The following is a 24,811-nucleotide window of genomic DNA, read 5'->3' as shown; positions in this document are numbered from 1 at the left end:
CAGTCAGTCGTTGTCGGCAGTCTTTGCCATGATTTCCCGCGCGGTGATGTTCACGCCGCAGGGTGGAAACTCATTGACGGTAAAGAAGTTGTCGGTGAGGTCCGGCCAGTAGTTTTTGCCCGCCTCCAGTTCGTCGTAATTCGCGAAAGGAATGGGTACAGAGACAAGTTGCGGCATCACTTTGCCATCCAGTGCTGCAAGCGCTGCCTTCATGGCGATTGACACCATACCGGGGGACTGGCCGATGGATTTCCCCTTCAGCCCCTGTGGGCCGTATTCCGCCAACAGCTTTCTGAATCCGTTTTCGCTTTCCCCGGCAATTGGCACCAGCGGATGACCCGCATCCAGCATCGCACGCACGGCCCCGGTCGTACCGCCCTGAACCACAACCGCGTCAAATTCCTTGTGCACCGCGATGGCGTCTGCCGTCACCTTTTGCGCGGTGCCATCATCCCAATTGCCGACAACTTCAACGATGTCCCAATCCCCGGATGGTTCCATGATCTCACGGAAACCGATGTGGCGGTCCCGATCAACGGAGTTGCCTTGCAGACCGCGCACCTCAAGGATCTTGCCGGATTTCTGATCGCCCAGTTGTTCTATGAGCCAGCGCGCGTACATGCGCCCCATTTCAAGCTGGTCCTGATTGACCTGCATCACCTTGTCCGTGTCGAGCACATTGTCAAAGGGCACGACGACAACGTCGTTACGATCCGCCAGACGGATCACCCGATCGAACCCTTCCGGGGACACAGCGATGGTTACGATGGCGTCATAGCCCTGGTTGATAAAGTCTTCGATCGCGCCAAGCTGCGCTGCAACATCGGTGCCGGTAGACACAACCTTGAAGTCTTCCAACTGCGCCGCGATGTCAGGCTGCTCGGCAAAGGCTTTCGCGGTCTGGATCATCTGAATGCGCCATGTGTTCCCGACAAAGCCGTTGACCACGGCAACTTTATGCGGCCCTTCGCGCGGTTCCCACTGCATGAATTTGATGTCATCGCTCCAAGGTGTGAAACACACCGGATCATGGCCCGGGCCAGATACGAATTCCGGCCCCGCGAAGGCCGCAGTTGACAGCATCAGACCGCCGGCAAGGCTCACCGCGCCAAGCATCTTTTTGCAGTGGTTCATCGTCATGTTGGTATCCTCCCAGGATGTAGCTTTTAACTTTCTTTTCGTTAGCAATCACGGTGCAGGCCTTTTTAATCGCCCGTCGCCGTGCACTTGCGGTTTCGGCGTAATATCGTCGATCATCACTCATACTCGCCAAAAGAATCGTGTCTATTCAAATAAATGGTACACCTAAACCGGAAGCGATCAATGCTCTTGTCGGTGCGGCCCCTACGGCCCAGCATGGTGGCAGGTGCGTATTTTCATAAAACCAAAGGGCTTGCGCAGAGATGATCGCGACCAAAGTAGCTGGTGCGCAGTTTGCGATCATTTGGTGAATACGAAGGCGTATGATACAATTGATGGGTTACGCGATCATTTTTTAAGCCCCAAGATATTTTCACCGGAGGATAGGATCATGGAGAGTCACGATGTACGCTCCTCACAAGCAATTGATTTTGAACGTATTCCCGAGATGGAAGACAAATGGCGCAAAGAAATCACCGCCATGACCGTCACCCTTCAGGACAAACGAAAAGCCATTCAAAACGACGAAATCCTGCGTGGTGTTCACCCGAAATCGCATGGTTGCCTTGATGCGGAGTTTACCGTCAACCGCGATATTGCACCTCAGTTTCAGGTGGGGCTTTTCGCTCAACCGGGCAAGTGTTTCCGAGCCAGGATTCGCTATTCAAATGCGGATGTCCTGAAACGCGCAGATCTTGAAAAGGGTCAAGACGCCACCGGCGCCAGGTTTCTGAACCACGGCAGTCGTGGCATGGCCATCAAGGTTCTTGATGTCGGTGCGCCCGTTTTGTTGGAAGACGGTTGTGCGCGCAATCAGGACTTTCTGATGGTCAACACACCGGAATTTGCATTTCGAAATGTGCGGGACTACCTGCGTCTGACGAAAGCGCTCTGCGCCTCTGCTGATGGTGCCGACCCGTTGCTTTTCTTCCTGCCCGGCGAATTGCTGAAGAGGGGTATGATGGATATGTCTGGTTCTCTGCTACCGGCCCCCGCAGGCGAACCACCGCAGAACGCCGGGTTGCGCGCGCTTTTTGAAGCCAATCGCGCGTTTTTCGACGATTTTGATGCGGAGGATATGCAAGGCGTGATCAGTGCCGCTGGCGTAGTGGGCAAAATCCAGTCGACTCCGGTGCGAAACCCGCTTTTTGCGCCCTATTTCAGCGCCGCCTCCTTTCGTTTTGGGAAGGATCGCGTCATGCGGTTTTCAGTTGTCCCCCTGCAATCCGAGGAGATGGCAGCGGACATGGCAAGCGACGCCTTTGAGGATTTCAGCGATGATTATCTGTCACAAGCGCTGGCTTTATCGGTCGCCACGAATGAACCCATTAAGCTGAGCTTCCGAATTCAGATCGCCCACGAAGAAGACATCGTGAATGACATTGATGGGATGATCGAAAACGCCGCAAAAACCTGGGATGAGGATCAGTTCAGCCATACCGAAGTCGCGCAGATTACGATTAACCCGCCCTGCCCGTCGGCAGAGCTTGTCGATACCTGCAAGCCGCTGTTGTTTACCCCCTGGCATGCGGTCGTCGATTTCGAACCGCTCGGGGGGATCAACCGATTGCGCAAGCCGGTCTATTCGACCTCGGCAGCCTTCAGGCGCAGCGTCTGATGTGGCCCGCCCCAGCGCGTCAGAGCAAGTGACCGAAACGACGGTTTCAGCTTGGGAATTTCGCTGGTCAGATCCCAAGTCATGCCTTTTCAGACTGTACGGCACCCCTTGGCTTGCTCAACTAGGGTGGCATGTCTGCGCTTGAAAATTGAGGCTGCGTCCTTTGCGCCGCGATTCCAGCAGGTCAATCCCTCACTGACGCTGGTTTTGAACTGACTTCCCTCAACCAGAAAACGGCAGCCAGCCATTTTTACGCGTCAAGCGGCAAGGTCCACGACCAGGGACTTTGGCTTGTCAGGTCGTCGCACCGCAATACGCAAACCATGCGCCAGTGCGTGATGCTCCCAACTACGAACGGTCCAGTCGGTCACCTTGGATTGAGCCGCGCATCTTTTGCAAACGGGACGCGGCACACATAGGGGCCGAAAGGTTATTGGCCCGAGTAGGCTCCGATTTTGGACGTGCGCAATTTGTTGTTCACAAGCGCTTCGGCAAAGGTGACACCTGCTGCAACACCATCAATAACCGGAAGCCCAAATTCATCACTGAGCTGCGCCATAAGGTCCGCCATGCCAGCACATCCCAAGACGATTGCCTCGGCATTATCTGCTGCTATCGCTTCGCGAATTTCGGACTTTATCTTGAACAATGTCGCCGGATCCCCCTCTTCGAGCTTCAAAACGGGAATATCTGTCGCGCGAACGCGTGCGCATTTTTGCGCCAACCCGTAGCGCATCAGATTATTTTCCAGTCCCGGCACGGAACGCGAGAGTGTTGTTATGACGCTGAACTTGTTGGCGATCATACTGGCGGCATGATAGGCAGCCTCGCCGATGCCGAGGACCGGCACGTCAACCAGCGTGCGCACGGCATCAACCCCGGTGTCGTCAAAACAGGCGACAACGATGGCATCAACGTCCTTATGCAGCGCCACCTCGGCCAGCAGGCCGGGGATGCAATTGGCCACATCGAGAAAACCCTGAATGCTGGCTGGTCCATCCTGGGAATTCGTGGCGATGATGTCCGTGTCAGGGCGCGCGACTGACCTTGCCGCAATCGCGATTTTATCCGTCATGGAACTGGTTGTGTTCGGGTTGATCATCAGGATTTTCATGTCAGTTTACACCTCACCGCCGAGGTAGGCAGCCTTGATCCGGTCATCATGCAGCAAATCTTTGGAATTGCCTTCGATGACTACGTTGCCGGTGGCCATCGCATAGGCCCGGTGCGAGATGCTCAGCGCCATGCGCGAGTTCTGTTCGACCAGCAACACGGAGACACCTTCATCCCGGTTGATCGCCACGATCGAGCGCGCAATGTCCTGCACGAGTTTGGGCGCGATCCCGAGGCTGGGTTCATCCAGCAGTAACAGCTTGGGTTTGGCCATGAGGGCGCGCCCGATCACCATCATCTGCTGCTCGCCGCCGGACAGCGTGCCCGAGGCTTGTGAGTACCGCTCTTTGAGGCGGGGAAAACGGGTCAGGATACTGTCGAGCGTATCCTGAATTTCTGATTTATCGCTGCGCGTAAAGGCCCCCATCATCAGGTTGTCCTTGACCGACATATAGGGAAAGACACGGCGTCCTTCGGGAACCATCGCGATGCCGCGTTTCACGATATCGGAGGGGTCGGTGCCATCGACACGCTCGCCCTCGAAACTCACCGAACCTTTGGCCGGTTTGGCAAGCCCCGTGATGGCGCGCAGGATCGAGGATTTGCCCGCCCCATTGGCGCCGATCAACGCGATGGTTTCCCCCTTATTAACGGTCAGCGATACGCCTTTCAGCGCATAGACATGGTCATAGTAAAGTTCGACGTCTTTGAAATCCAACATGGCTGTCATGGTCTACATCCCGATTTCGTCGTCGGCGCTGCCCAGATAGGCCTCGATGACTTTTTCATTGTTCTGGATTTCGGACGGTGTGCCCTCGGCAATCTTTTCGCCGAAGTTCAACACGACAATCCGGTCGGAGATCGTCATGACCGCTGGCATGTCGTGTTCGACCAGCATGACCGTCACGCCGCGTTCATCGCGCACGGAGCGCACCAGATCGACCATGCGCATGGTCTCATCGTGGTTCATGCCCGCAAAAGGCTCGTCAAGCAGCAAGACCTTGGGGTCCGTCGCAAGCCCGATTGCAATGCCAAGCGCGCGCAAACTACCCTGCGGCAGGTTGCTGGCCTGTTCGGCGCTGATCTCGCTCATCCCCAGAAATTCGAGGAGTTCGTCGGCGTATTTCTCAAAGGCCGTGATGTCGTCATGGGCGACTTTGGAGCCCCAGAAATACCCCGCAAGGGACGCCTTGGCACGCAGATGCTGGGCCACGACAACGCTTTCGCGCACCGTCATGCTTTTGAAAATCGTGGTTTCCTGAAAGGTCCGCACCACGCCCTTACGAGCGACGATATGGGGTTTGAGGTTAGAGATACGCTCGCCCCGATAGAGCACCTCGCCAGACGAAGTCGGCGTGAACGAGGAAATCATCTTGAACAGAGTCGATTTCCCAGCCCCGTTTGGCCCGATGACCGACAGGATTTCGTTTTCCGCCACATCGAAACTGATCGCATTGTTGGCGATCAGCCCGCCGTATTTCTTGGTCACATCCTTGACCTGAAGAAGCGCGCTCATTTGCCACCTCCTTTACCGAAGCGAAGGCTCAGCAACCCGTTTGGCAGGAAGCGGATGATGAGGATCAGCAGCGTTGCGTAGATCAACATCTGATATTTCCCAAATTCAAACAGCAGGTCCCAACCGAAATAGAGAACCAGCGTGCCGAGCATGGGGCCAAAGACATAGCCGAGGCCCCCTAGGAAGCAGTTCAGCATGAAATCAACTGAGTCCTTGACCACGAAGGTCGCGGGATAGACCGACTGCGAGATCGAGCCGAACATGGCACCGCCAACGCCCCCGAAGAAGCTGGAGATCGCAAAGATCAGGATGCGGATATAGGTGATGTTCACCCCGATGGAGCTGGCCAGTTCTTCGTTCTGTTGCATGGAGCGGCACAGGTGGCCCAGACGCGAATTCACCAAACGGTAAAGCGCCGCGTAGGTGATGATCATCAGGATGATCGCCGTGAAATAGAACGCCATACGTGCGTTCTCCAAGGTGGAGAAATCCGGAATGAGCGTGATGCCAAAGATAGAAATGCCGCCGGGCAGAGGGATATTGGTGATGCCCTTGGCCCCGTTCGTGATGGGTAGGGCCAGTGCGGTCAACGTCGCCACCTGGGTCAACACCAGAGTGATCATCGCAAAATAGACCCCTCGCAGGCGCAGGATCGGTAGGCCGATCAGAACCGCAACGAGGGCTGCGAACAATCCGGCCGCTGGCAGCGAAATCCAGAAGGACCAGCCCGCCTTGACCACCAGGATCGCAGAGACATAGGCCCCGACCAGCGCGAATGCGCCCTGTCCTATGTTGATCCGGCCGATGTAGAAGGTCAGCCAGACGCCCGCACTTGCAATCGCCAGCAGCGCCACAGAGGTCAGCGTGAAGTAAAAGTCCCACCGGCCCGTTGCCGCGATGAAGACAGGCACACCCACAAAGACCACGGCCAGAAAGACCAGAACGCCGAGGATTTGGATTTTTGAAAAGTTCATGACGCCATCACCCCCAGGGTTTGCCCATCAGGCCCTGAGGCCGGATCGCGAGGAAAATCATCAGCGATACAAAGATCAGCAGATATGTGATGTCACCGTATTGCGACAGGTAAGCGAGGCCGAAGGCTTCCATGAAGCCGAGGATGAACCCGCCCCAGATCGCACCCGAAATCACACCAGCACCGCCGATCATCACCATCATGAAGGCCTTGATCGAAGTCGGACCGCCCATGCCAAGGTTGACGCCGGTGATCGTGACCAGCAAGCCACCAACCAGACCCGCCAGCATCGCACCAAGCGCGAAACCGATCATCGAATAGCGGTCCACGTTGACACCCATCAACTGGGCGGCGGTGCGGTCTTGCGCCAGCGCCCGCAGCGCGCGGCCCGTCTTGGAATATTGCATCAGGGCGATGAAGGCGACGATGGATAGAATGGCGAGCACACAGATCAATATGCGGTCATAGGGCATGATCAGGCGGAAATCCCAGTTGAAGACACCGTCCACGATCTTGGGAACGCCGCGCTGTTTTTCGCCAAAGATCAACAGGATCAGCGCATCGAGCAGAAACGCGATACCCGCCGCGAGCAGCATCGTGCTTTCTTCGCGGGCAGAGCCCTTGATCACCGGGGCGAACAGGTATCGTTCGATCAGCGCGCCGATAATGGCCAATGTCATGCAGGACATGAACAGCGCGAGCACAAAGGGCACGCCCCATTGTCCGTAAAATGTATAGGTGACGAAGCCGCCAATGACATACATTTGCCCATGGGCAAAGTTGAGAACATTCATCAAGGCGAAAATCAGGGTCAATCCGAGTGCGATCATCGCATACTGAGATCCCAGATAGACCCCGTTGGCCATTACCTGTTCCATGAGCACTTTCTTTCTATGGTTAACCCCGACCTATCCGTCGGGCAGGAGCTGCTTCCGAGCGATGCCGGAAGCAGCATGTCGTGTGTAGTGGTTTAGTCGACGCGCGCGATGAACATCGTCTCGAAGGCACCGTCCTGATAGACGTTGACAACCAGCGGCACTGCGATCTGACGCTTTTGACCGAAGGAGGTCATGCCCACATAGGTCAGCTGCTCATCGCCGTTCATATAGGGGTTTGGCGCTGAGAAATCGTCCATGGACGCCTGGAAGGCAGCCACATCCTCAATAGCTTCGGGCGTGGCCTTGAGTGTCTCGAGGATATACTCGAGCGCGTAGACCTTGGTGTTGGATTCATCGTTGTACTCACCAAACATGGCTGTGTAACGCTCGACGAATTCATTCATCATCGGGGACGCCAATTCTGGTGTGGATGCGCCACCTACCGAGATGAAACCATTGGCCAGATCACCGGCACCTTCGGCCAGAACGCCAGCGTCCTGTGCGGTTTCAGTGGAGATCAGACCCTCGAAACCCAGCTCACGTGCGGAGCGGATAAGCTGCGGGGCATTGGCAGGTGACACACCGGAAAGCACCAGCAGATCAGGGCGCGTGCGCAGAATTGGTGTCAGCACAGGGGTGAAGTCTGTCGTGTCGACCTGATAGGTGACGTTGTCGGATACAACCTCAAGACCCAGTTCTTTTGCTGCGGCGACACCACTGTCGCGCTGGCTGAGGGGGTCAGATTCGTTTGCGGCGATGAAGGCAACTGTTTTGACACCTTCGTTTTCCATCAGGTGCTTATAAATCGCAGGACCCGACTGGTAGTTGGCGATCATGCTCAGCACGGCGTTTGATGCAGGCGCGGAATAGAGCTCTCTTGGGAAAGCATAGGGGAAATACATGATGTCGTTGGCTTCTGCCACCGGACGTACCGCGGCCGCGCCATCGTCAACATTTGGGCCGACAACGTAGTGGATACCTTCCTGGGCCATCTTTTCCATGCCCGCGATGGCGCGCTTGGGGTCTTTCTGGTCGTCAAACGATACGATTTCGATGTCATATGTAACACCGCCGATCTCGTAACCACCGGTTTCGTTGATCCAGGCTGCGCGTGTTTCCATCGAACGCTGGTTGGAAATGCCCCATGCAGCAGCAGGGCCGCTGGTCACGCCCACAAAGCCGATTTTCAGAACCGGGTTTTCTGCAACAGCCATGGTTGCCTGCAGCGCGATCAGCGACGCGGCTGTCAGCGTGGCCTTCATAAGTGTTCTACGTTTCATGTCTTAACTCCCGTTGGATTCGTCTTCGAATTAGGTGTGCTATTCGTTGCGTGGCGGTGAGTCACATGAGCCCACGTGCCGCGGCGTCACTTCACGATTGTTAACAATTTTTGTCAACACTTTTGAAAATAAATTGTCGACAATATTTGCGGATTGGACTTATCGTTGCTGTAGGCTTAGCAATAGCGTCTTCTTACCGAGCGCTAATCTCCGACTCTCTGAAAGGTCATGTTTTGAGCAGTAAAATTCAGCTAAACGACCAGAATGAAACGACTATCGCGAAGGAATTCGATGAGAATACGATTGTCGAGAGAATTTTTAACGCTGTCATGGAACAACGGCTTGCCCCCCGGACCAAGCTGAGTGAATCGCGCCTTTGCGCGACCTTTGGTGTGGGCAGAATGCATGCGCGCCGCGCGCTTTTACTGCTTTCCAGTCAGGGAATCGTTGATCTTCAGTCCAATCGCGGTGCCTATGTCGCCTGTCCGGACAAGTCTCAGGCGAACGATGTCTTTGCCGCGCGGATGCTCATCGAACCGCCCTTGGTACGTCAACTGGCACAAAATCCGGCTGACGTTGATATGGTCCTGCTCACCGACCATATAACGCTGGAAGATGCGGCCCGCAGAAACAAGGAGCGCACGGAACTCATCCGGCTGTCCGGCGAGTTTCACACAAAACTCGCCCAGGCGACTGGCAACAAGTTCATCTTCCGTATGATGCGTGAGTTGGTCACCCGGACTTCCCTCATCGTCGGTCTTTTCGGCTCATCCGAAGATACCAATTGCCCGGACGACGAGCACAGGAAGATACTTGAGGCGATTCAAGCACAGAACCCGGAACTGGCCGAAGAGTTGCTCAAATCTCATCTCAACCACATTCAAAGTGGTCTCGATATGGAGACGCTCAAGGAGCCTCAGGATGACTTGACAGTTATTCTTGGTCAGGGCTGAAAAAAGCCAGCGCGACATTCCAGATCAGCAATCCATGTCATCCCGCTCAGGCGTGGGCGAACAAACATCCCTTGCAAAAGCGAAGGCCCAAAACACGGTTCAAGTGTTTTGGACCAATACCGGATGGCAGGTTTCGCGTTTCCTGACAACACGCCTCGATGAGTTGGGCGATTGACACGCCCGACTGCGAGTTGCCCAAGGGGAAACGCGAAACGCTGCGGGTCAGGCGTACAAGCTTAGTGCAACGCCTCGCCACCCTGTGCCGCAGGTTCCGCTGCGGGGATAACCTCGGCAGTTGCGAAGTCCTGCGCACCATGCTCTGCTTCTGCGGCATCGTATGACACTTCAGGCGCGATTCCATAGGCCGCGCGTGCACGGGCGTCACGCTCCTCGGCGGTCAGACGCAATACGCGCTGGCCAAGGCTCCACTGGATTCCCATCGGGTCAACAAGAAGACCGCTGCGGTCGCCCCAATAGGTCTCTTCGATGGCGCGCAGGGGAACAAATCCGGTAGCGATGGCAGCATCCCAGCTCGCGTCGATGTCTTCGACATAGTGATGCAAGCTCAGAACCCCCGCCCCGTAGGCAGTCCCCAAGGATATGCTCAGCGTCGAGTTGCCAATCTTGACAACAGCACCGACCAGTACGTCACTGTCAGGAACCGTTTCCGTTTCCACAACCTCAGCGCCAAGCGCTGCTGTGTACAGGTCAATGGTGTATTGCACGTCAGCGGTTGTGATATGCGGTGTCAGTGAACGATATCCGCGCGGGATGGGGGCAACTTTCTTGATATTGGTCATTTGGTCTTTCCCTTATGATCTGGCCATCTTGGACAGCCGTTAAACAATTTATGGGCTTTCCCTGTTTCGCTTGCCGGTCTGTGACCGATCTTTTTAAGTCTTAGGCTGGGTATTCCCCTGAGGCGCCGCGCGTTGCGGTCGCTCCGGTTTGACGAGAACGCCCAGACTGTTCAGGTAGCTGTGATCGAAGTGTTCCGAATAGACATCGAAGTTCACCTTGCGATCACGGAAACTCTTGAGGACCTGTCCCATACCGAGCAACCCGCGTTCACGCTGGCGGCGTACAAGGTCGAAATCGACCTCAATCGGGATGAGTTCCTCCTGGACGTTGCCATCATGCAGCAACTGGCCCGCCGGATCGACGACGCGGGAATACCCGTTCCCACCTGCCAGCAAGCCGTTGATATGAAAAACATAGCTCTGGAACATCGCAGCGGAGGCCTGCGCGATGGCCAGGTCTGCAGGGCGGTCGACGAAATGCGCCAGAACGGGGTTGATGATCACCTCGGCTCCCATAGATGTCAGGGTCCGCATGACTTCGGGGAACCACAGATCATAGCAGATCGCGACACCGAACCGGCCAACGCCGGGCACGTCGAATACGCAGAATTCGTCACCCGGCTCCGTTGCGTCCTCATAAGGTGTGAACGGAAACATCTTGCGATAGCGCGTGACGATCTCGCCTTCGGGATTGAGCACCGGCGTCATGTTATAGATGCGGCCGTCTTTCTTTTCGAACATACCCCCGGGGATGAGCCAGATGTTGTGTTTCTGCGCCATTTTCGCAAAGGCCTGCTCGTTCTCGCCACCCATGGGCTGGGCCGATGCGGGGTTGGGTCCATTGGCGGCCAGTTCGCTAAAGACCACCATCTCTACCCATGGATAGAGGTGCATCAAAAGATCGAGACGACGGTTCATCTCCTCGAGATTGCTTTTCATGCCGATATGCATCTGAATGCCGGCTACGTTGAAGTGGGTCATGGGCAACCTTTGCTTAGGGCATGACGTCTTGACTTGCCGCGACACGGTACGGGGCGCGCAGAAAGTGACTTTCGAACAAGCCTAGACATCACTATGATTCATGATGTACATTATGGACCATAGTGTATCAAGCCCTATTGCCCTGAAAGGCGCAAAGTTATTCAGACAATGGAATTAGAAACCGAGATCCCGAGCCGCACCATCCGTCAGACGGACCTGCCTCAGTATGCATCGGCCGGCCTTCTGGGGGAGTATCCTGTCGCGGTGCGCACACCGCGCGAGGTCACCGCCGGCGGGTTCGCGGATCAGACCCGTCACCCCAACACATGGACGGTGTATTTTTTGGTAGAGGGAGAATGGGCGCAACTGCTCAGCGCGCGGGGCCTGCGCCGTGAATGGACCAGCCTCGACCGGTTGGAGAACTGGTTGAGATCGATGTCATTCCGCTTTTTCTGGGTGCGAAATGACATCGATGCTGTCAGCGCGCTGGAAACCGATCCGGTCGACGGGGCCTCGTTCAAATAGGGCGCCAAGGACAGGCCGTCAGAACAGCAGGCTTGGCAACCAGAGCGCAATCTGCGGGAAGGTGAACACCAGCGCAAGTCCAAGGATCTGTAATGCGACAAACGGGATCGCCGCCCAATAGATATCTATGATCGTAATGCTCTTGGGGGCCACCGACCTCATGTAAAAGAGGTTGTAGCCAAACGGCGGCGTCAGATAGGCCGACTGCATGCTCAGGATAAAGAGAACCGCGAACCACGTCGTATCAAACCCAAGATCCCGCACGATTGGCACAAACAACGGCACGGTAATGAAGACGATCGCGAAATCGTCGAGAAACATGCCGAGGACAAAATAGGCCAGCAGCATCGCAAGGATCACATAGTTCGGCGACAACTCGTAATCTTCGATCAACTCGCCCACAACGACCCCCGCACCCACGCCGACGTAGATCTTGGAAAAGAACACGGCAGCGATGGTGATCCACATCAGCATGCCCATCAGCTTGGTGGTGGAGAGCATGACATAGCGCATCAAATCCCAACTCAGACGACGCTGAATTGCCGCGATGACAAGCGCGCCGAAAGCCCCAATGGCCGAAGCTTCGGAGGGTGACGTAATGCCTCCGATGATACAGCCCAGAACACTCACAATGAGCAAACCCGGCGCGATAAGAAAGCGTAGTGATTTGACCTTTTCGGCGGTGGTGAACTGCTCTTCGGCGGGGGGGCCAAGCTGCGGGTTCAGACGACACCGGATCAGGATGTAGGCGATGTAGATACCAGCCAGCATCAGGCCCGGCATCAACCCTGCGGCAAAGAGCTTGCCCACGGAGTCGCGGCTCAAAAACGCATAGATGATCATCAGCACGCTGGGCGGGATCAGGAAACCGAGCGCGCCACCCGCCATGATGGTCCCGGTTACAAGGCGCTTGTCATATCCACGGCTCAACATCGCGGGCAGGGCGATGATCCCAAGACTGACCGTCGCGGCGCCAGAAACACCCGCCATTGCGGCGATCAGGGCACAGATGATCACCGTGCCGATGCCGAGGCCACCGGGCAGTCGCCCCATCAGCTTGTGCATCATGTCAAACAGATCGTCGGTGATACCGGACCGCTGCAGCACCAGCCCCATGAAGATGAATAGCGGCAGGGCCACCAGCAAAAAGTTGTCCATGGCGCTGAAGGTAGAGGTGATCAGAAGGTCGAGCCCCCCATCGCCGTAAATCGCGTATGCACTGCCAATCCCGCAGATCGTCAGTGCCCAGGCGAGTGGCGCGCCCAGCGCCATGAGCGCGAGCATCGAGGCAAACATGATGCCGGTAATCGCAAGCGGGTCTAGGTTTTCCATAGTGGTGTTCCTTGAAAGGACGTGGCGCTTGAAAAATGCTGGATCAGCGCCTGCCGCGCCTAGGATTTATTGCTGTCAGCCCCAAGTAGCTCTTGCGCGATACTGGTATCGACTTCTTCGCCGCGGGGATCCTCAAAATCGACGTTGAACAAGGTCAGGAGCGCGCGCAGCAGTTCGGCCATGTTCTGCAGCAGGATCAGCGCCACCGCCACGGGGATCACCGTCTTGATCGGATAAAGCGGTGGTTGCCACATGCTTTTGTTGGAGTATTCCAGCACGGCCCAACTGGCCGTCGCAAAATCAATCGCCAGTTTCAGAAAGATGACCAGAACCACGGCTCCGGCGCCAAAAATCAGCACATCACAAAAGGCCTGACCTCGCTTGGGCAAAGCACCCCAGATCACCTCGCTGCGGACGTGACCGCGATGCTTTAAAGTGTAGGCACCGGCCAGCATGCAAAACGCACCATAAAGCATGGTGCTGGATTCATGCGCCCAGAGCGTGGGCGCATTCAAAAAGTAACGTGCCACGATTTCGAACATCAGCACCCCGATCATCACCAGGGTGAGCCAGCAGATGACCTGCCCGACAAACTCGGACAGGCCATCTTGAACCCGAAGGTATCGTGTCACGAGGGACATCAGAGACGCCCTTGGGCCTTGGCATTCTCGATCAGAAGTTCGATCAGCTTTGCGTTACGCTCGGAGCGCGCGGCCTCTTCCTGCCAGACCTGCTGTGCGGCAACGGTCAACTGCTTTGAATCGCTTTCCGGCAGTACGAAGAATTCAAAGACATCGCCCTTGTCGACAACCGACTGGTTGCCTTCGGCAAGCCAATCCGTGATGTCCTGAGCGAACTGCGCGAGCGCAGTTTCAAGGATCGCCTTGTGCTCATCGGACAGCGACGCCCATTTGTCCTCATTGGCGAGGAAGGTCTCTGTCCAACCGGGCATCAACATGTTCAGCCGGGTGTAATACTGAGCGGTTTCGTTGAGTTTGAGTTGCTCATACTCGATAGGCCCACCATAGATCGCGCCGTCGATAACACCTGTGGACATGCCGATGTAAAGTTCACCGGCGGGCAGGAACACAGTCGGAATTTCGAGGCTCTCAAGCACTTTGGCAACGTTCGACGTCGCACGGATGCGCAGGGATTTGAGGTCTTCGAGCGATGCGATCGGCTCTTTTGTCAGCAAGTCGTAATCATGACCATAGCCTTTGCCGAGGAACACGACCCCTGCTTCACTATATGCTTCGTTCAGGATGGACGCGACAGGCTCGCTTGCGAAGAACGCGTTGGCCTCTTCAAGGCTGGTCCAGCCACCGGGCAGACCCGCTTCGATATTGCCGATGTCCACCTGACCCGACCAGTAGCCGCCATGGCCATGGGCGATGTCAATCGAGCCGCTTTGCACAGCGCTCAGCAACTGGTCACTGGCGACCAATTCACCACCATGGAACACGTTGATGCGCAGGCTGCCGTCGGACTCGTCGCGGACGCGGTCACGGAATGCCTTGATGATGGGATCGATTTCAGTACCGTAAAAGGTGTGCATACGCAGACGTGTGGTATCCGCAGCGGCAGCCGCAGCATAAGACGTCAGCGCGATGACACCGGACACCGCAGCAATTGCCGCGCGCCGGGTAATTGATTTTGTGTTCATTTCTTGCTTCCTCCAGAGTGAGACGCGGTGCGCTCACGAGTGTTTGTTCAGGGCTTGCGCCATCCTCCCGCGCCCTTTCGGCAGGGCTTGACGCGCTACATACAACATGAACAATGGTGTAGGAAACAAAAAAGTTAATGGCTGGTAATAATTGTAAATCGCAGCTCGGCAAGTGCAGCCAGCGCCGCGAATGCCACGATAGAATAAAGTGATCTGAGATTGAACCTATCCGCCCTCAAGGGATTTTGGCACCGGCTGCGCAGCGCACGGCCTGAACAAAGCCCGCCCGACAATCCAGCGCATGAAATCAACATCGCGCCCGACACACAGCTGGTTGAAAAACCGACCGATACGAGAGGACACGCTATGGCTGACGCTACAGAAAAATTGACCGGCCTGACAGACATTTACAGGTATCTGCGACGCAACAAGAAGCCGATTTACGTGGTCATGCCCACACCGTTCAACCTGATGGGGCTGGATCAATGGGTCGGCGGGCTTGAGTTCGTCAACTACTTCGACGTCTTTGATGGCCAGCACCCCCGCGTGTTCAAACCGACCCAGATCGGCGCACCGGTGTTCCAGACGATGGAGGATGTGGGGAACTATCTGGTGGATCACCCGGAGTTCCGCGACCGCGTGAAAGAGCGCGAGCCGGGCCTCGCGTTGTTCGTGATGTTTGACGAAAAGACCGAAGATCTGTGCAACGACCTTGGCCTGCGAATCGCTTTGCCTCCGAACGAATTGCGCCACAGGCTGGACAGCAAGATCGAAACCACCCGTCTGGGCAATGAGGCTGGTGTCGCAAGCGCGCCCAACACCATGGGCACCGCTGACAGCTACGAAGAGCTTTGCGCACTGACCGAAGCCGCGGGGATCGGGAATGATCTGGTCGTCCAGACCCCATATGGCGACAGCGGACGCACGACGTTCTTTATCAAGTCCGAGGCGGATTGGGACAAATATGCCAGCAAGATCATGGGCGAGGACCTCAAGGTGATGAAGCGCCTTAATCACCTGCCCGGCACGATTGAAGGCTGCGCCACGCGCCACGGCACATTGGCCGGGCCCGTGATGACAGACATCACCGGGTTTGAGGAAATAACCCCCTATAAGGGTGGTTGGTGTGGCAACGATATTTCACCAGCGATCCTGCCGGATGGTGTACCGGAAAAGGTACGCGAGATGACGCGCAAACTGGGTGACCGGCTTTATGAAGAGGGATACAAAGGCGTCTTCTGCGTCGACTTCCTGCTCGATACGGACACCAACGAGGTTTACCTCGGCGAAATCAACCCGCGCATTTCCGGCGCGACACCGCCGACCAACCTGATCACCTCGACCTATGGCGGCTGCCCGCTGTTCCTGTTCCACCTGCTGGAATATCTGGATGTGGATTACGAAATAGACGTCGAAGAAATCCAAAGCCGCTGGAACCACTATGATTACTGGACACAGCTGATCCTCAAGCAGACCGAGGATAAGGTGGAATTGATCACCCAGGCCCCGCAATCGGGAATCTGGGAGATGGATGACGCAGGCGAGATCACATTCAAACGCGCCGGTCACAACATCAATGCCCTTGGCGGAGAGCAGGAAGGCTTCTACCTGCGTGTCTTTGGCGTGGGCGAGTACTGCTATCACGGGGCCGACCTAGGCTGCGTTCTGGCGCGCGGGCGCATGCAGTCTGATGATCGCGAATTGCTCGAACGCGCCAAACTGTGGAACAAGGCGATCAAGGCTGAATTCAAGAGTATTCCGCTGACCGTCAATACGGAAGTCCCCATGCCCGCAGACATGACCGCCGGTAAATGGTTCTGACGGTTCAGCTTATTGGGAGGGTCCGTCGCTTTCGTCGCTCGGCTCTCCCAGAATATCAATATCGTTTCTGACCCAGAAAAACGCAAATCCATTGCGCCGCAGCCAGATTTCGAGCTTGTCCAGACTGCCCCATTCACGCTGCATGCCGCGCGCGCTCTGCAAGGCGACCCAGTGGCCATCCACCAGAAAATAAACCGTCCACGTGTAGGGATTACTTTGTTGATCACCAAAACCGCCGCCCAGAACAGATCGACGGACCCGAACAACTGTCGGGTATTGGGTGATCCTATGCGCGGCCATCAGGATCGGGATGTCGGATTGACGAATGGTGCCGGTCGGCAATGGGGATGGAAGCATGGGCTGGAATGTGACAAGGCCCGCGCGAAAGTCAATGTCCCGAACGCATTTAGCAACGCGCGCGCACGGATTGGAAATGCGACGTTGTCGGGAGGCCAGATGCGCTATATCTCGGGGACACCATGTATCTGACCTTCAGAAGCCTTGTCGAAGACGCGCCCGGTCGGGCGTTCAAGCAGGCTTTTGCGCATGGATGGCCCGGGTGGTCCGAGTGGATGCGCAAGCGTCACAAGCCCAAGCCCGATGATTTGCGCGACGCGAGACTGGCGATCCGTCGCCATATGCCCGAATTCGAGACCCTTTGGGAGACTTGGGTCGCGCAATGCGGTGACGAAGAAGACGCGGCCCTGTTTCTGAGTTTCTGGTCGCCGCCGCGCTATCTGGTGCATTGTTCCCAAGCGGTGATTGACGGCCCGGATGGGCCAATGCTGATCCGCAATTACGATCTTGATCCGCACCTGAACGAATCCACGCTGCTTGCCACAAAATGGCGCGGGCGCAGGGTTGCGGGCATGGTCGAGGGTATCGTCGGCCTCGCAGACGGGATGAATGACGCAGGGCTTGCGGCGTCGCTCACTTTCGGCGGGCGCACGGTCAGCGCGCCAGGATTTGGTATCCCGCTGATCATCCGCTACATATTGGAAACATGCGCAGATGTCCCGCAAGCGCTTGAAGCCTTGCGCCGCATCCCGTCGCATATGTCCTATAATGTAACCGTATTGGATGGCACGGGTGCCTTTGCCACCGTTTATCTGGCCCCCGACCGCCCCGCCATTGTGACCAGAACACCCTATACCACCAATCATCAGCTTGGTGTGGAATGGCCGCGCCACGGAAGGTTTTCGCGGACCAAGGAACGTGCCGAGCATCTGGAACAGTTGTTCAGCGATCCAACACTGTCACCCGAAGCCTTGCGCCACGCCTTTTTGACGGCCCCGCTGGCAAACACAGGCTATGACAAAGGGTTCGGAACCATTTACACGTCGCTTTACCGCCCCCGTCAGCGCGCAGTTTCACTCTTCTGGATGGATGGCAGCCGCGAAGATTTCTCCCTTGTCGCGATGGAACCAAGACTGCGCAAAATACGGTTCACCGCAAGCGGTTCCTACGCGGTGCCCGGCCACGCGGGCGATCCCCTGACCTATCTGCCCCACCACATGTGACACATCCGCTAAAGCGTCATGCGAAAAACCTCAATCACGCAATGCTGTCTGAATTTAGGGGTTTCAACGCGTTACGTGATATTTGGACGCTCTCTTGCGGTCAGGCGCGCTCGCCGGTCCTGACAGCCAAGGCGAGCAAAAGCGCATTTATACGGCGGTCCACTTTATCCGATCTGGAGTTCAGCAGGACCGGAACCTGCGCGCCCAGAACGATGGATCCGGTCTGCGCCTGCCCATGAAACTTCCATGATTTTGCAACGGCATTCGCCGCCTCGATCGTCGGAAACAGCAACAGATCAGCGTCCCCGGCAACCCGCGACGCATCAAGTTTCTTGGCCTTGGCGGCGGCTTTGCTCACGGCCACATCATATCCGAATGGCCCCTCAACGATGAAACCGGGGAAACCCCCTGCCCGACTGTCGGCCGCCAGATGTGCCGCATCTTCCGTTGGCGCGTTGCCGGCTGTTACCTTTTCCGTTGCGGCCAAGGCGGCGACTTTTACACAATCCAGCCCAAGCCCCCGGAACAAGGGTGCGGTGTTGCGGATGATCTGTTGTTTTTGCGCCAATGTCGGCTGAGGGATGATTCCGTTATCGGTCGCGACCAGAAATTTCGGGTAGGACGGCATTTCAGCGACGGTGACATTGGACAAAACCCCGCCCGCGCGAATGCCGGTGTCACGGTTCACGATGGCCCGCAGATAAGAGGTGCTGTCAACGTGCCCCTTCATAAGGATGTCGGCATCCCCTGCGCGCACCACAGCGACCGCACGGTTAGCACATTCTGCGGCATCCGCTGCCGCGATGATCTCGACCTGTGCCAGCAGATCACTCGGCAGACTTGCCTTGATACTATCCGCGCAACCGGTGACAATCACGCGCGCGATCAACTTGTCACGCAAGGCCGCAACGATGGCCTTCATCACTTCCGGATCATCACCGCCCGCAACGCTCAGCCGATGGGCGCCTTGATCGACCACCGCCGCGCGCAGGTCGGCAAAACTGCGTATCTCGCTCATGTGGCCACCGCGCGCACGGGCCATGTCATCGGCTCTTCGGTTTTGTTCAGCACGCGGGCGGCACCTTCGGCCAGCGCCAGACATTCGTTGCTGCCGGGATAAACAACGATGTCGGCAATACGGTGCAACTTGCGGCGCAGATAGTCGACGACATCATCACTGTTGGACAGCCCCCCCGTCAGAATGATCGCATCAAGATCGAAATCTGCCACGGATGCCATCGCGCCAATTGCCTTTGCAATCTGGTAGAGCATCGCATGATAGACAAGTGCTGCTTTCTCATCGCCTGCCTTTACCATGGCTTCGACCTTGCGGATGTCTTTGGTCCCCAAATGGGCAAAGACACCGCCTTTTCCGTACAGACGCGAAAGAAGCTCTGCCTTGCTGTAGCGCTGCGAGTAGCAAAGTTCGATCAACGGCAAAGGCGGCAGCCCCCCGGCCCGTTCCGGCGTAAATGGTGAAATCTCCATCCGGTTGGAACTGTCGACCAATTTACCACCCATGAGCGTCGCGATTGAAAACCCCGCACCCAGATGCGCAATAACCGCGCGAACGTCTTTGAACTCCTTGCCGATGTCGGCTGCCAGCCGCCGGCCACAGGCGCGGATATTCAGCGCATGCACAAAGCTGAAGCGCGGCAAATCAGGATCCCCGGTCACGCGTGCCACGGGCGGCAGTTCATCGACGCTCACCGGGTCCACGATGAACGCGGGTACATCATGCGTCTGCGCGATGGCATGAGCCAGCGGCGCGCCAAGATTGCTCGCATGGTGATAAACGGGCGTGTGCAAGGCAAAATCAACCAAGGCCTGATTGACCGCAATCACACCCGCAGGCACCGGTGTCAGCATGCCCCCACGTCCCGCGGCTGCAACCAACTGGTCGCCCTCTTGCATCTCGCTTGCGATGAAATCCCCCACGCATGTCGCCCGATATTCCAGTTGTGACGCGATATTCGCGAACTGCGCCATCATCGCTTCGTCATGGTCAAGGTTCTGTTCTGCCACCGGACGGATCTGTGACGATGACACCGCATATAGCGCGCATCGCGTCGTGGTGGTGCCGGGGTTGATGGCGAGAATTAAGTTCCGGGCCACGTCTGTTACCCTGCAAAAGAATAGGCGGTTTTGACCGACGTGTAGAATTCAGCGGCGTAGCGGCCCTGCTCACGTGATCCATAGGACGAGCCTTTGCGTCCGCCGAACGGCACATGATAATCCACGCCTGCCGTCGGCAGATTGACCATCACCATACCCGCCTGTGAGTGCGCTCGGAACGCGCGCGCGTGCTTCAGGCTTGAGGTGCAGATGCCAGAGGCCAGCCCGAATTCCGTGTCATTGGCCAAGGCCAGCGCTTCGTCGAAATCCGTGGCCTTGATCACGCTGGCACAGGGACCGAAGATCTCTTCGCGGCTTGATCGCATATCGTTCGTGGCATCCGCGAATATTGCCGGTTTCTGGTAATACCCGTCCTTGGATCCCTCCAGCGTTTCGCCCCCCAGAACGGTTGCGCCTTCGGCGCGGGCGATATCGACATAGGAGAGGTTGTTTTTCAACTGATTGGCCGATGCCACGGGGCCCATCTGCGTTGCCGGATCAAGGGCATCACCCACCGTGAGCGCGCCCGCTGCCTTGGACAGTTTGTCGACAAACTCGTCATAGATCCCTGCTTGCACGATCAGCCGCGATGACGCTGTGCAGCGCTGACCGGTTGAAAAGAACGCACCATTCACACAGGCAGGAACGGCGATGTCCAGATCGGCATCATCCATCACCACCATGGGGTTTTTGCCACCCATTTCGAGTTGAACTTTCTTCATCCCCTTGGCCGCATCGACCAAAAGCTGACGCCCGACAGGAACCGACCCGGTAAACGAGATGGCATTTACATCCGGGTGCGCCACCAGAGCATTCCCGACAACCGAACCGCGCCCCATCACAAGGTTGAACACACCCGCAGGTGCACCCGCCGCATCTATGATCTGCGCGAGCATATGCGCGCTGCCGGGGGTCAGGTCCGCAGGCTTGAACACCACCGTATTGCCGTAGGCCAGAGCTGGCGCGATTTTCCATGCGGGGATAGCAATCGGGAAATTCCACGGTGTGATCAGCCCCACCACGCCAACCGGTTCGCGGGTCACATTCACGTCAATCCCGGGGCGCACGGATGCAATCGCATCGCCTGCCAGCCGAATGGCCTCACCTGCGAAGAACCGGAAAATCTGCGCCGCGCGGACGGTTTCGCCCACAGCCTCGGCCAGGGTCTTGCCCTCTTCGCGGGCCAGCATGCGCCCGATGTCATCCTTCTGCGCGAGGATGGCGATCCCGATGGCATCCAAGAGATCGGCACGCACCTGCGGGCTGGCATGCGCCCATTTTGGCAAGGCGTCCCGCGCGGCGTCAACCGCATCACCCACCTGCGCCGCATCCGCACGCGCATACTGCCCGATCGTATCCGACAGGTCAGACGGGTTGATGTTGTCCGACTGATCTGTGCCGGAAACCCACGCTCCAGCAATCAGGTTCTTATGTTGTGACATGGGTTTCTCCCGTAGAGTTTTCAGGGCATCAGTCGGCTGTCCGACAGCCTGCAATCAGATTTGTATCTGTGTCATCGCGGCTTCGATGGATGTCTCCAGAACATCGAGTGCTTCGTGCACGATGGCATCCGACGTATTCAGCGGCGGCAGCAGGCGAATGACATTGCCACGGGTCCCGCATGGCAAAATGATAAGCCCACGGTGTTCGGCCTGTGTTACAATCGCAGCGGTTAAAGCGGTATCCGGTTCACGGGTTTCGCGGTTTTTGACTAGTTCGAAGGCGATCATAGCACCCAAGCCGCGCACATCGCCAATCGGCTCCATGCCCTGACGTTTGGCAATTGCCGTCAGCCGATCCTTGATGGTCGCGCCGATCTTTGCCGCATTGGCACACAGACCCTCGTCTTCGATGATGTCCAGCATGGCATTCGCCGCCGCAACGGCGAGCGGATTACCGGCATAGGTGCCGCCGATCCCGCCAACGGGCGGCGCGTCCACCACCTCGGCACGACCGGTCACGGCCGAAAGTGGGAACCCCCCCGCGAGACCCTTGGCCATCGTCACGAGGTCTGCCGCAACACCTGCATGTTCAAAGGCAAACATCTTGCCTGTCCGCGCCATACCGGCCTGCACCTCATCCGCGATCAGCAGGATACCGTGATCATCCGCGATCTGGCGCAGTTTGCGCAGGAAGTCGAAATCAGCGATGTTGAAACCACCCTCACCCTGTACCGCCTCGATAACAATCGCGGCCACGCGCTCGGGATCAATGCTCGACTTGAACAGCAGGTCCAACTGGGCAAGGCTCATTTCGGGCGTGATGCCGTGATATTCATTCGGGAAAGCGGCATGGTAGATTTCGGGCGGCATTGCACCGAAGGATTTCTTGTAAGGGGCGACCTTGCCGCACAATGCCATCCCCAAAAGGGTCCGGCCATGAAACGCACCGGAAAACGCGATGACGCCCGACCGACCGGTAAACGCGCGGGCCATTTTGATGGCGTTCTCGACGGCTTCGGCGCCGGTCGTAACCAGCATCGTCTTTTTCTTGAAATCACCGGGGGTCAGACTGTTCAGCCGTTCGGCCAGGCGGATGTAGCTTTCATATGGGGCGACGTGGAAACAGGTATGCGTAAAGACTTCGCATTGCTTGGCCACGGCCTCCATCAATTTCGGGTGGCGGTGACCTGCATTATTCACGGCTATGCCCGCTGCAAAATCAATAAACCGCTTGCCATCCACGTCCCAAAGCTCAGAATTCTGCGCGCGTTCGGCATAGATTCCCCGCGTGCCGACACCGGTAGCAACAGCGTTTTCACGACGGGTTTTAAGGTCTGCAGTGTACGACATGATTCTCTCCTTGGCTCATGATTCAGCGGTATCATTGCTCAATATATCGAGCAAGTATTTCTTTCCTGTTGAGCGAAAGGCATGGTTCAAGCTAAACTCGACATTGGGAGGCTGATATGCAGGATTTTGATGTTGGTGCGCGTTTAAAGGCCATTCGGCAGCAAAACGGCATGTCCCAACGGCAACTAGCCGAAGCTTCAGGCGTGCCGCATGGTCAGATTTCCATGATAGAGACCAACAAAAGCAGCCCTTCCGTTGCATCCCTGCGCAAGATACTGGGCGGACTGAGCCTCGGGATGTCGGAGTTCTTCGAGCCGGATGTCGTGGAGGACGATAAACCGTTCTACACGCCGAGCGAGTTGCGCGACCTGACATCGCGCCTCTATTCAGAAGCCAACGGGTTTGAGGGCACGATCACCCTGAAACAGGTGGGAAACGCGCGCCTGCACGGCCTTCAGATCCTGCATGAAACCTATGAACCGGGCGCGGATACCGGGTCGGATATGCTGGAGCATCCGGCGAGTGAGGGCGGGATCGTGATTGCCGGTGAAATCGAGGTTACTGTCGGCGGCAGAAAAACCGTATTGAAGGCCGGCGATTCATACCTTTTCAATTCGCGTGAGCCGCACCGGTTTCGCAATATCAGCGACAGGCAGGCGATCGTGGTGTCGGCCTGCACGCCGCCCTACCTGTGATGCAACCAGCCCGGTCCGACGTAGAGCCTCTGACGACATACCTGAAACATCAAATATCACGCGACGCGTTGAAATCATTGATTTCAGGCAGCGTTGCGTGATTTAGGTTTTGCGCATGACGCTTTAGCGGAGAGTGTCACGATAACTCACCGCTTTGGCGTCCAGACCGGACCGCTCGTTGGTGCCTGAAAACGAAAAACTGCGCTGCGTCCGTTGTCAGGTTGGCTTCAACCAACGGCGGCTCCATCCAACAGAGTGTTTGGCGCATCCGCTTGGTTCGATCTTGTCGATAGCATCGGTGATCCAAGCGGTCGTGATGTTATCCTGCGCATCCCTCAAACTGATTTCAGCAAAAGCAGCACTGCCCCGCCAGTCGCAATGGACAGCATCAGGAAACGCCCGATTTCACGACTCATGTAACCGCGCAGACGTTTTCCAATGACATAGCCGACGATCAATCCGGGCAGCATCAGCAGCCCAAGAAGTGCCAGATACACCGAAAAAACCCCTGCAATGCTCAGCGCGATCAAAGATGCGATGTAGGAAAAGGTAAAGACCAGCGCCATTGTCGGGCGTGTCTTTTCAATCGGTTCGTTTTGATAAAGGACCACCAAAGGCCCCCCGGGAATGCCGGTGGCCGTCCCCATCACCCCAACGGCCACACCACAGATCACGAGATTGCCAGATGTCATCGGAAGTGCTTTTGCAAAGACGGTGATTGCGACGGCCACGAGGATCATCAGGGCAAAAACGATGCCCAGAATATCGACCGGCAATAGCATGATGACGGCTGCGCCAATCAAAGTGCCGACGAAAATAGTCGGAAGCAGCAATGTCACCTCTTTGCGCACGACGTGGTTTCTGCCGTCGCTCAACATCAACAATGACAGAAACACATTCACGAACAGCATCGGGCCGGGCACAAACTCCAGACTGATCAACGCCAGCAGCGGGGCCGCGATCATGCCAAACCCCATGCCGGTTGACGTCTGAACGAGCGATGCAAGGACGACAACGCCATTGGCAACCAAAAGCGATGAGAGCGGCTGCGTCAGTTCCAAATCTTCTCATCCTTGTGATGCGTGTGCAGGCAGGT

General features: G+C 56.8%; 24 protein-coding genes. 6 read left to right on the top strand and 18 right to left on the bottom strand.

Translation table 11 applies throughout. The annotated features are described in order from the left end of the window. Window positions 1–3: 3 nt before the first annotated feature. Window positions 4–1,140 carry a sugar ABC transporter substrate-binding protein gene (locus RD1_RS03965; RefSeq protein ID WP_011567155.1) on the bottom strand — a complete coding sequence of 379 codons (1,137 nt, stop codon included), beginning with the start codon at window positions 1,138–1,140 and terminating at the stop codon, window positions 4–6. 391 nt (window positions 1,141–1,531) lie between these two features. Here RD1_RS03965 and RD1_RS03960 point away from each other — a divergent pair, with 391 nt between their 5' ends. Beyond that, a complete protein-coding gene (locus RD1_RS03960; RefSeq protein ID WP_011567154.1) occupies window positions 1,532–2,758 on the top strand; it encodes a catalase family protein in 1,227 nt (408 codons plus the stop codon). A gap of 430 nt (window positions 2,759–3,188) precedes the next feature. Here the strand turns inward: RD1_RS03960 and RD1_RS03955 are convergent, their stop codons facing one another. The 6 genes from RD1_RS03955 to RD1_RS03930 all read right to left on the bottom strand — a co-directional run bounded on the left by RD1_RS03955 (window position 3,189) and on the right by RD1_RS03930 (window position 8,518). Beyond that, complete coding sequence (locus tag RD1_RS03955) at window positions 3,189–3,872, bottom strand: aspartate/glutamate racemase family protein (protein ID WP_011567153.1); 684 nt, start codon at window positions 3,870–3,872, stop codon at window positions 3,189–3,191. Window positions 3,873–3,878: 6 nt separating this feature from the next. Further along, window positions 3,879–4,601, bottom strand: coding sequence for an ABC transporter ATP-binding protein (locus RD1_RS03950; RefSeq protein WP_011567152.1), 723 nt, complete (start codon window positions 4,599–4,601; stop codon window positions 3,879–3,881). Between the two features lie 3 nt (window positions 4,602–4,604). After that, the gene (locus RD1_RS03945) at window positions 4,605–5,387 is read right to left on the bottom strand and encodes an ABC transporter ATP-binding protein (protein WP_011567151.1); all 783 of its coding nucleotides are present in this window, start codon (window positions 5,385–5,387) and stop codon (window positions 4,605–4,607) included. Next, window positions 5,384–6,361 carry a branched-chain amino acid ABC transporter permease gene (locus RD1_RS03940; protein WP_011567150.1) on the bottom strand — a complete coding sequence of 326 codons (978 nt, stop codon included), beginning with the start codon at window positions 6,359–6,361 and terminating at the stop codon, window positions 5,384–5,386. The genes RD1_RS03945 and RD1_RS03940 overlap by 4 nt, the downstream gene beginning before the upstream one ends. 7 nt (window positions 6,362–6,368) lie before the next feature. After that, window positions 6,369–7,238: a branched-chain amino acid ABC transporter permease gene (locus tag RD1_RS03935; protein WP_011567149.1), complete on the bottom strand. Its 870-nt coding sequence runs from the start codon at window positions 7,236–7,238 to the stop codon at window positions 6,369–6,371. Window positions 7,239–7,330: 92 nt separating this feature from the next. Beyond that, window positions 7,331–8,518, bottom strand: coding sequence for an ABC transporter substrate-binding protein (locus tag RD1_RS03930; protein WP_011567148.1), 1,188 nt, complete (start codon window positions 8,516–8,518; stop codon window positions 7,331–7,333). A gap of 233 nt (window positions 8,519–8,751) precedes the next feature. Here RD1_RS03930 and RD1_RS03925 point away from each other — a divergent pair, with 233 nt between their 5' ends. Further along, the gene (locus RD1_RS03925; RefSeq protein ID WP_011567147.1) at window positions 8,752–9,471 is read left to right on the top strand and encodes a GntR family transcriptional regulator; all 720 of its coding nucleotides are present in this window, start codon (window positions 8,752–8,754) and stop codon (window positions 9,469–9,471) included. A gap of 236 nt (window positions 9,472–9,707) precedes the next feature. On the opposite strand, the gene RD1_RS03920 is transcribed toward RD1_RS03925, so the two are convergent. Then, the gene (locus RD1_RS03920) at window positions 9,708–10,271 is read right to left on the bottom strand and encodes a VOC family protein (RefSeq protein WP_011567146.1); all 564 of its coding nucleotides are present in this window, start codon (window positions 10,269–10,271) and stop codon (window positions 9,708–9,710) included. 93 nt (window positions 10,272–10,364) lie between these two features. Then, window positions 10,365–11,210, bottom strand: a complete 846-nt coding sequence (locus RD1_RS03915; RefSeq protein ID WP_202944224.1) for a carbon-nitrogen hydrolase family protein — start codon at window positions 11,208–11,210, stop codon at window positions 10,365–10,367. Window positions 11,211–11,420: 210 nt separating this feature from the next. Here RD1_RS03915 and RD1_RS03910 point away from each other — a divergent pair, with 210 nt between their 5' ends. Further along, window positions 11,421–11,777, top strand: a complete 357-nt coding sequence (locus RD1_RS03910; RefSeq protein ID WP_011567144.1) for a hypothetical protein — start codon at window positions 11,421–11,423, stop codon at window positions 11,775–11,777. Between the two features lie 18 nt (window positions 11,778–11,795). Here the strand turns inward: RD1_RS03910 and RD1_RS03905 are convergent, their stop codons facing one another. From RD1_RS03905 to RD1_RS03895, 3 genes are read right to left on the bottom strand one after another with little or no spacing between them, the layout of a single operon-like run. Then, window positions 11,796–13,109 carry a TRAP transporter large permease gene (locus RD1_RS03905; protein WP_011567143.1) on the bottom strand — a complete coding sequence of 438 codons (1,314 nt, stop codon included), beginning with the start codon at window positions 13,107–13,109 and terminating at the stop codon, window positions 11,796–11,798. Window positions 13,110–13,168: 59 nt separating this feature from the next. Continuing rightward, the gene (locus RD1_RS03900; RefSeq protein WP_011567142.1) at window positions 13,169–13,750 is read right to left on the bottom strand and encodes a TRAP transporter small permease subunit; all 582 of its coding nucleotides are present in this window, start codon (window positions 13,748–13,750) and stop codon (window positions 13,169–13,171) included. Then, window positions 13,750–14,772, bottom strand: coding sequence for a TRAP transporter substrate-binding protein (locus tag RD1_RS03895; protein ID WP_011567141.1), 1,023 nt, complete (start codon window positions 14,770–14,772; stop codon window positions 13,750–13,752). The genes RD1_RS03900 and RD1_RS03895 overlap by 1 nt, the downstream gene beginning before the upstream one ends. 366 nt (window positions 14,773–15,138) lie before the next feature. On the opposite strand from RD1_RS03895, the gene RD1_RS03890 reads away from it, so the two are divergent. After that, window positions 15,139–16,593, top strand: a complete 1,455-nt coding sequence (locus RD1_RS03890; RefSeq protein WP_011567140.1) for a biotin carboxylase — start codon at window positions 15,139–15,141, stop codon at window positions 16,591–16,593. Between the two features lie 9 nt (window positions 16,594–16,602). On the opposite strand, the gene RD1_RS03885 is transcribed toward RD1_RS03890, so the two are convergent. Next, window positions 16,603–16,950, bottom strand: coding sequence for a hypothetical protein (locus tag RD1_RS03885; protein ID WP_011567139.1), 348 nt, complete (start codon window positions 16,948–16,950; stop codon window positions 16,603–16,605). A gap of 122 nt (window positions 16,951–17,072) precedes the next feature. Between RD1_RS03885 and RD1_RS03880 the strand changes: the two genes are divergently transcribed. Continuing rightward, the gene (locus tag RD1_RS03880; RefSeq protein ID WP_011567138.1) at window positions 17,073–18,113 is read left to right on the top strand and encodes a C45 family autoproteolytic acyltransferase/hydolase; all 1,041 of its coding nucleotides are present in this window, start codon (window positions 17,073–17,075) and stop codon (window positions 18,111–18,113) included. A gap of 100 nt (window positions 18,114–18,213) precedes the next feature. On the opposite strand, the gene RD1_RS03875 is transcribed toward RD1_RS03880, so the two are convergent. From RD1_RS03875 to gabT, 4 genes are read right to left on the bottom strand one after another with little or no spacing between them, the layout of a single operon-like run. Then, on the bottom strand, window positions 18,214–19,155 hold the full coding sequence (locus RD1_RS03875) for a phosphate acyltransferase (protein WP_044032930.1): 942 nt from the start codon (window positions 19,153–19,155) through the stop codon (window positions 18,214–18,216). Beyond that, window positions 19,128–20,228 carry a butyrate kinase gene (buk, locus tag RD1_RS03870; protein ID WP_011567136.1) on the bottom strand — a complete coding sequence of 367 codons (1,101 nt, stop codon included), beginning with the start codon at window positions 20,226–20,228 and terminating at the stop codon, window positions 19,128–19,130. The genes RD1_RS03875 and buk overlap by 28 nt, the downstream gene beginning before the upstream one ends. Before the next feature lie 5 nt (window positions 20,229–20,233). Continuing rightward, complete coding sequence (locus tag RD1_RS03865) at window positions 20,234–21,670, bottom strand: aldehyde dehydrogenase family protein (protein WP_011567135.1); 1,437 nt, start codon at window positions 21,668–21,670, stop codon at window positions 20,234–20,236. A 54-nt stretch (window positions 21,671–21,724) separates the two neighbouring features. Beyond that, window positions 21,725–23,020 (bottom strand): 4-aminobutyrate--2-oxoglutarate transaminase, encoded by a 1,296-nt coding sequence (gene gabT, locus RD1_RS03860; protein WP_011567134.1) that lies wholly within the window; start codon window positions 23,018–23,020, stop codon window positions 21,725–21,727. 116 nt (window positions 23,021–23,136) lie between these two features. Between gabT and RD1_RS03855 the strand changes: the two genes are divergently transcribed. Beyond that, entirely contained in the window at window positions 23,137–23,715 is a 579-nt protein-coding gene (locus RD1_RS03855; protein ID WP_011567133.1) for a cupin domain-containing protein, read from the top strand. 335 nt (window positions 23,716–24,050) lie between these two features. Here RD1_RS03855 and RD1_RS03850 read toward each other — a convergent pair whose 3' ends face one another. Further along, a complete protein-coding gene (locus tag RD1_RS03850; protein WP_011567131.1) occupies window positions 24,051–24,776 on the bottom strand; it encodes a sulfite exporter TauE/SafE family protein in 726 nt (241 codons plus the stop codon). Window positions 24,777–24,811 lie beyond the last annotated feature (35 nt).

The sequence above is a fragment of the Roseobacter denitrificans OCh 114 genome, assembly GCF_000014045.1.
Lineage (GTDB): Bacteria > Pseudomonadota > Alphaproteobacteria > Rhodobacterales > Rhodobacteraceae > Roseobacter > Roseobacter denitrificans.
The sequence above is the reverse complement of the archived record's forward strand: the minus strand, read 5'-3'. Positions and strand labels throughout refer to the sequence as shown.